The organism is Stenotrophomonas ginsengisoli (assembly GCF_001431485.1).
Taxonomy (GTDB): domain Bacteria; phylum Pseudomonadota; class Gammaproteobacteria; order Xanthomonadales; family Xanthomonadaceae; genus Stenotrophomonas; species Stenotrophomonas ginsengisoli.
Genome location: NZ_LDJM01000052.1, coordinates 21107 through 27925 on the forward strand (window position 1 = coordinate 21107; position 6819 = coordinate 27925).

Below are 6819 nucleotides of genomic sequence, written 5' to 3' on the forward strand. Positions count from 1 at the left end.
AGCGGGCCTGCCCAGGGATGTGGCAGGCCGGGTGAGTGGGCTGATGGGTGCACGGGGCAGCGGATCCACCGCCGCCCGCACCGCGGCCGGCAGCACAGGGGGGCAGCATGGCAAGTGGTCTGTGGCAGCGGCTGAGCGAGGCTTGGCACGGTGCATCAATGCAGCAGGAACACCCAGCGCAGGACCTGCCGCTGGCCGGGCCGTGGCCACTGGCCGACAGCAGCGCAGCGGCCGCGCAGGCCAGCCTGCTGGGCAACGAACAGCTGATGATCCAGGTGCAGGTGCTGGCCTATGACCTGGCCCAGGCCCTGCACCAGGAGCTGGCCAGCCAGGGCGCCGTGCACTGGCCGACCCTGCTCGCGGCGGCCGGTGCGCTGGCCGGTTACAGCTGCCAGGCCAGTGTGGCCATGATCGCGCGCCAGCACGGGCTGGCTGCCGAACAGGCCCTGCGCGTGCAGCAGCTCGGTGATGGCCGCTGTTACAGCCGTGCCGCATCCGTGGACCGGCTGTTGCTGGAAGACCATCCCTCACTGTGGAGTGTGCTGTCGGCGGCGGCACGCCAGCAGGGCGTGCGTGCGGAGCAGCTGCCCAACATCGGCCAGCTGTATTCGTATGTGGGCGCTACGGTAGGGACGTCCAGCTTCGGTGTGATGCGGATCGAACCGGTATGGCTGCCGTTGCAGCCGCTGCACTGCTGGCCGGAGCGGCTGTGGCCGCAATGCCACATCCGCCTGCAACAGTCCGGCATCGATGCCCGGCACTGGCATGTGGTGTTCTCCCTGGTGGCCTATCAGCTGATGGGCCAGGCCAGTGCCTGGGTGCCGGCGCAGATCGCGCTGCAGATCCTGATGGAAAGTGCCCTGCCGGCCAGCCGCCTGGTGCTTCAGGACGGCGGCCGGCATTGAGGGCCGCCGTGCTCAGGGCACCGCGGCCGTCCAGTGGTTGGTGGCGAATTTTTCTTCCACCAGGCGCAGTGCGCTGGCCATCTCCTCATCCGTGACCGCACCGGCCTGCAGCCGATACTGCGCGGCAAAGGTGGCAATCATGCGTGCAATCACCTGTTCGCGGCTCAGCCCGGTCTGGCTGCGCAGCGGGTCCACGCGCTTGCCGGCGCTGCTGATGCCCTTGTCGGAGAGCTTCTCGCGGCCGATGCGCAGCACATCGAGCATCTTGTCCGCATCGATGTCATAGGCCATGGTCACGTGGTGCAGCACCGCCTTGCCGCGCCGCGCCTGGGCGGCACCGGCAATCTTGCCGGCCGGTGAAGTGATGTCATTGAGTGGCTGGTAGCTGGCGTTGATGCCCAGTGCGGCCAGGGCCTGGATCACCCAGCTGTCCATCAGTGCATAGGACTGCTGGAAATCCAGCCCGGCCACCATCGAATCCGGTGCGTAGATCGAATAGGTGATGGTGTTGCCCGGCTCGATGAACATCGCACCGCCGCCGCTGATCCGGCGCACCACGGTAATGCCGTGGCGCTGCGCGGCATCGATGTCCACTTCGTTGCGCAGTGACTGGAAGCGGCCCATCACCACGGCCGGGCCGGCCCATTCCCAGACCCGGATGGTCGGCCCACGGCGGCCGGCGGCCACTTCATCGGTGAGCACCTCGTCCAGCGCCATGTGCAGGGCCGGCGTCTGCGGCGCGGCGTGGATCAGCTGCCAGTGGTGATCGGCAAAGCCGGTGGCGTTCATGCGGCGTCTCCCAGGCCAAGGGCACGCTGCACGGCCACCGCCACACCATCGGCGCTGATCCCATACAGCTGCACATCGGCCGGCAGGGCGGCCTGTATGGCGGCACTGAAGGTGGCGTGGCCGGCATCGGCGGGCTGGCCTTGCAGGGCCTGGTTGATCAAGGCCAGGGCGCTGTCCGGTTCGATGAAGAAATCACCGCTGACCTGGACCTGGTGCAGGCGGCCCTGATCCAGCTCAAGGTCCACCACCACCAGCTTGCCTCCGGGAATCTTGTATTGGCCGTGCATCGGTGCACTCCTTGGACGACAGGCTGCCATGGTCCCCCTGATCGCCGGTACTGGCAATGCAGGCGCGCCGGGGCTGCCACTACAATGCGGCTCCCCACTGGAGTCTGGCTGATGTCTGCACCTGCGTTGTCCCCGATCGGAAAGGTCTTTGTCGTGGCTGCCTTCATTGAAGCCATCACCTGGGCCGGCCTGCTGCTCGGGATGTTCTTCAAGTACCAGACCGCCTCGGTGGACCTGGGCCTGTCGCTGGTCAGCCTGTTCGGCCGTGCCCATGGCGTGGCCTTCCTGCTGTACGTGGTGGTGGCGGTGTTGACCGGTGTGCGCCAGCGCTGGCCGGTGTGGGCGCTGGGTCTGGCGATCCTGGCCGCGCTGCCGCCGCTGGTGACCGTGCCGCTGGAAATGTGGTTCCGCCGCCGCGGCCTGTTGTCGCCGCGCAGCTGATTGCCTGCCGGCCAGGCGCCCTGGCCTTCAGCCCAGGGCGATCTGGCTCCAGCTGCCGCTGTTGCGGTCGTAGGTGTAGTCACAGTTGTTGAGGATGTAGCGCACTGCATCCACACCGATCTCGCGCCGGGCGCGGGCCGAGGCATCGGCGGCAATGGCCGCCGCCGGACGCATCGGGTCATCGGCCACGGCCTGGCGGATGGCCGCGGTCGGGGTCAGGCGGCGCTCGTCTGACCAGTCGCTCAAGGCCAGGTAGCGGGCTGGGGTGACGCGCATCTGGCTGCGCCGCTGGGCCAGGGCAAAGAACAGTTCGGCATCCTCGACCCAGCCCACGTCCAGCCCGGCCTGGGTCAGCACGCCGATCACCTCGCTCACATGCAGGCCTTCGCCGGTCCGCCGCAGGTGGGCATGCAGGGCATCGACATACGGCCCCAGGCTGGCCACCGGCACCGGCAGGTCGCGGTCGATCAGGCCCCAGATCGCCTTGCCCAGGCGCACCAGGGGGTCACGCGGCTGGATCTGGAAGGTCGCGGCCAGCCCGCGCCGTTCGCGCAGGGCGTTCTTCAGTTCCTCGGTGCTCAGCGGCCGGCCCATTTCCTGCAGCAGGTCGACGATGAAGTCGCGGATCATGATGCGTCCGCCCAGCGCGCCATCGGCCGGCTCCCACACGCCCTTCTTCAGGTCGATCAGGCGGGTACCGTGCAGGCGCAGGCAGGCGCCGAGCAGGTAGGGGTCCAGTTCGCCGTCGAACAGGCCTTCATCGCGCACCGCCCGGCAGATCTCCTCGGTGCTCCACTGGCGTGCCACCGGTGCGCTGAGCACCAGCGATTCAGCCGCCTCGACCAGGCCGTCGATCTGTTCGTCGCTGTAGGGCAGGTGGCGGCGCAGGCCGTAATGGCCGCGCGCCATCAGCACGCCGACATCGGGCAGGGCATTGGTGATGGACATGTCGGAGATGTCGCGGTCAGTGCGCGCGCGCACCAGCTGCACCACCTGGTCGCGGTGCAGGGGCTCGCTGGCCTCGAACAGCACCACCTTGACCAGTTCCTTGGCGCCCTGGCCCATGGCCACCACCCGCTGTTGCCCGTCCGGGCCGATCGCGCACTGCACCTGGTCACCGCCGGCGGCCTGCCACAGCAGCGGGCGGAAGGTGGCATGGCGGTCTTCGAGCAGGTGGCCTACCTGTTCACTGGCCTGGCTGAGCAGGCAATCCTCGTGGCTGAGCCGGTGCAGCAGGGTGCGCGCCTGTTGCACGCAGTGCTGCCAGTGGGCCAGCGGGAACGGCACCAGGATGGCCTGGCCGTCATGTTCGATGGTGTCGATCTCGCCTTCGGCCAGCGCCCGGATCAGCTTTTCGAACCAGGCGTGGTGCTCGTCATCCAGGCTGAACCAGGGGTCGCGCCGGGGCAGCTGGTCCAGCGGCAGCAGCGGTTGGTCGGAGCGGATCAGGGTGCGCAGGCGGCGCAGCAGGTGGGCGCTGGCGGGCAGTTCGCGCAGGGTCTTCAGGGCGCGCTGCTCAAGCTGGCGGATGCGCTCGCGGCTGACTTCCGGTACCCGTTGCTGGGCGATCTGTTCCAGGGTGCGCGGCTCGCCGTCGATACCCAGGCGGGCGTGCAGGATGTCGCGGTCATGTTCGCCCAGTCGTGCCCAGGCCTGTTCAAGATAATGCGCCAGATCCTCTGGCTGGGCTTCGGCAGTGGCAGGGGCCAGGCCGGTGGGAAGCGGGTGTTTGCGTGGGCGTCCGCGGCGTCGCTGGACAGGTAACGGTGCGGGGCCGGAGCCCGGGGTAACCGGTTGTGGCAGGTCGGCGCGGAACAGGTGGGGAGCGCCATCGACCAGCCCGACCTGGGGCCACCAACCTGCCGGGCGCACATGCAGGGCGGCGGCGGTCAGGTAAATGCCTGGAGGCAGGCCGGCTAGCAAGGCTTGCACTGCGTCGTCGGCCAATGCATCAAAACCGGCGTCCAGCAGCACATGACGTGCCCCTTCGGCGTAGGCCGCTTCCAGGGCGGCCTGCCAATCTTCAGGCTGTGCCGCATGGCGGTTGGCTACATGGCCGCCTGCGAACAGCGAATGGACGTACGCGCTCAACACCGGCATCGGGGCGTTCCTCTATGCGGAAAGGCGGTGCCCAACTACTGTGCTGCATCGTGCCGCCAGAACCGGCAAAGCGCAGCGGGCAGCCCTAGTGTTTGCGCATTGTCAAGGAAATGTCCAGTCGGCCACCGGTTTTTCGCTGCAGTGCACCTCGCATTGGGCCCAGTCAGGGAGTAAAACGGCGCTGACTTCCAAACGCAGGAGGTGGGTGATGGTGATGGGCAGCAATGCAGGGCAGAGGTCGTCAGGGCTGGCGCGGTTGCTGGCCCTGGCCGTGGCCAGCGCCGGTCTGGCCGGTTGTGCGATGAGCGAGCGCGGGCCGGACAGCAATGGCTTCGTGCAGCAGGTGCGCAGTGTGCTGGGGGACCAGGCACAGCGCGATGTTCCGGTTTCACAATTGGTCGATGCACGCTGGGAACAGCTGTGCATGCACCGCGATGGGTCGCTGACGCTGAACCTGATCGAGCTGGAGCAGCGGCATGTGCTGCGGGTGCCGTTCCGCCAGCTCACCGTCAACGAGAGCACCTCGCCCGATTCACTGGACGGGCAGTGCCTGCAGCGCAACGAGATGGTGCGCCTGCGCCGGCATGGCAACGATGCCAATGCGCCGATCGTGTTTGAACGCGCGGCCGTGGTCGAACCGGCCGTCACCGCCCTGGCCCAGCAGTAGACCAAGGCAGCATGGCGTGGAACTTGGGGTCAGCGTGGGTGTCAAAGCCCCACGCTGACCCTGGTTTTATGTGATGCCTGTTGCCCCGCCTGCCCGTGTGCCCTTGTCTGATGTCGTGTGTGCGCTGGGCGCGGCGTTGCTGGTCCTGCTTGCGGGGGCCTGGTTGCTGGCACGCCTGCCGGCCCTGCCCGGCCACACCGCGACGACGCCGCAGGTGCAGTTGCGCTGGATGATGCCGAGCGCACCGGGCGCAGTGCTGCCAGTTCCTCCCTCTGCGCCGCCGCTGGTGGGAATGCCGCAGGCGGTGGCCGCCGCTACGCCGACCACCGGGTACAGCGTGCCGGGGCCGGTTGCCACCCCGCCGTCAAGCGCCGCGCCGGTGATTTCCACGCCAGCGTCGCCAGCCCCGCCGGCAGCGCCGGCGACCCTGTTTGATCGTGGGGGCCGGGCACAGCTGCCATCCCAGGCCGTAGCCGATGGGGTGGAACGGCGCAGCAGCGCGCAACGTGTGTTCGAGCAGCACGACCAGACGGCCTTCGAGCATCCGGACCGGGGCCTGTTCGAGCGTCCCGAAACGGCCGGCACTGCCCAGTCCCGGGCGCAACGCGCGCTGTTCGGGCGTGATGTTCAGGCCGCGCAGGCGCGCCAGGCACCGGCGCTGGCGTACAACCCGCGCCTGCACGAGCGGCCTTCCGACCTGGCTGCCGCCGATGGCCCGCAGGCCTATCTGGCTGCGCCGATCGCCGATGCCCCCGCACCCGGGCTGGATGGCCAGGCCAGCGCGCAGTTGCGGCCGCAGCAGGCCCAGCGCCGCGATCGCGCCCAGGCCTGCCGCCTGCCGGCCGTGGCCTCGGCATGGACGGCGCTGGAGCAGCACCTGGGCCTGTTGCAGCAGGCCGAATACCGCATGGGCCATGGCAGCTCGCCGGAAGAGCGCCGGCACACCTTGACCCACGAAATCGGGCGGCAGTACAACCTGGCCAGGCGGGCCCTGTGGCAGGTGGACCGCTTGTTGCCGGGCTGTGCGCAGGGCAGTGCCGGGTGAAAACGATGTAACCGCTAAAAAGTGTGACCTGATATACACTTTTGCCGACACTCACACATCCAGGGGGGATGTGATGGCGCGTTGGACATCAGGATGGGTCGTGGTTGCCGCCGTACTGGGCATGGTTGCCGGGTCGCGCTCCGAAGCGCTGTCCGCCTCTGCCGCGCCGGCCCATGGGCCGGGCCCGGCCGCGCCGGTGCTGACCGGCTTGACCCTGGGGCAGGGCCTGCCGTTGCCCGCTTGCCAGCACGGGCAGGTGCCGCCCCGGGCCTGTCTGCATCCGGACGCTGCCGCTCACGCCGAGCCCTCCGCGCCCACGCCACTGCAGACCCTGCAACTGGCCCACAGCGGCCCACTGCCGGGCCTGCAACAGCAGGCCGTGGTGCTGCAGTTGGGCCAGGCACTGGAGAGCGTGAGCCTGCAGTTCGAGGGCATCATTGCGCTGGAAGGCCTGCCATTGCTGCTGGGCCAGCTGTGCGGTGCGCCGGAAGTGGACAGCCACCTGCCCCTGGATGGGCAGGCCTACCTGCGTGCGGTCAGCTGGCAATGCCCGGACGGGGATGTGCAGCTGACCGCACGCAGGTA

8 protein-coding genes are annotated in these 6819 nt (G+C 68.8%); 5 read left to right on the top strand and 3 right to left on the bottom strand.

Going from position 1 to position 6819, the window contains the following annotated elements; all coding sequences use genetic code 11:
* Nucleotides 1–158: 158 nt before the first annotated feature.
* The gene (locus ABB30_RS14955) at nucleotides 159–905 is read left to right on the top strand and encodes a hypothetical protein (protein WP_057639108.1); all 747 of its coding nucleotides are present in this window, start codon (nucleotides 159–161) and stop codon (nucleotides 903–905) included.
* Nucleotides 906–917: 12 nt separating this feature from the next.
* Here the strand turns inward: ABB30_RS14955 and ABB30_RS14960 are convergent, their stop codons facing one another.
* Both ABB30_RS14960 and lplB read right to left on the bottom strand, forming a co-directional pair.
* Nucleotides 918–1694: a lipoate--protein ligase family protein gene (locus ABB30_RS14960; protein ID WP_057639109.1), complete on the bottom strand. Its 777-nt coding sequence runs from the start codon at nucleotides 1692–1694 to the stop codon at nucleotides 918–920.
* Nucleotides 1691–1981 (bottom strand): lipoate-protein ligase small subunit, encoded by a 291-nt coding sequence (lplB, locus tag ABB30_RS16675; RefSeq protein WP_057639110.1) that lies wholly within the window; start codon nucleotides 1979–1981, stop codon nucleotides 1691–1693. The genes ABB30_RS14960 and lplB overlap by 4 nt, the downstream gene beginning before the upstream one ends.
* 108 nt (nucleotides 1982–2089) lie before the next feature.
* Here lplB and ABB30_RS14970 point away from each other — a divergent pair, with 108 nt between their 5' ends.
* Nucleotides 2090–2422 carry a DUF3817 domain-containing protein gene (locus ABB30_RS14970; RefSeq protein WP_211263501.1) on the top strand — a complete coding sequence of 111 codons (333 nt, stop codon included), beginning with the start codon at nucleotides 2090–2092 and terminating at the stop codon, nucleotides 2420–2422.
* Between the two features lie 27 nt (nucleotides 2423–2449).
* On the opposite strand, the gene ABB30_RS14975 is transcribed toward ABB30_RS14970, so the two are convergent.
* The gene (locus tag ABB30_RS14975) at nucleotides 2450–4522 is read right to left on the bottom strand and encodes a sigma factor-like helix-turn-helix DNA-binding protein (protein WP_057639112.1); all 2073 of its coding nucleotides are present in this window, start codon (nucleotides 4520–4522) and stop codon (nucleotides 2450–2452) included.
* Between the two features lie 208 nt (nucleotides 4523–4730).
* Here ABB30_RS14975 and ABB30_RS14980 point away from each other — a divergent pair, with 208 nt between their 5' ends.
* From ABB30_RS14980 to ABB30_RS14990, 3 genes are all read left to right on the top strand, one after another.
* Nucleotides 4731–5189 (top strand): hypothetical protein, encoded by a 459-nt coding sequence (locus ABB30_RS14980; protein WP_152980779.1) that lies wholly within the window; start codon nucleotides 4731–4733, stop codon nucleotides 5187–5189.
* 103 nt (nucleotides 5190–5292) lie between these two features.
* Nucleotides 5293–6234 carry a hypothetical protein gene (locus tag ABB30_RS14985; protein WP_152980780.1) on the top strand — a complete coding sequence of 314 codons (942 nt, stop codon included), beginning with the start codon at nucleotides 5293–5295 and terminating at the stop codon, nucleotides 6232–6234.
* Between the two features lie 100 nt (nucleotides 6235–6334).
* Nucleotides 6335–6819, top strand: a 485-nt coding sequence (locus tag ABB30_RS14990; RefSeq protein ID WP_425477417.1) for a hypothetical protein, incomplete at its 3' end; no start/stop codon positions are given.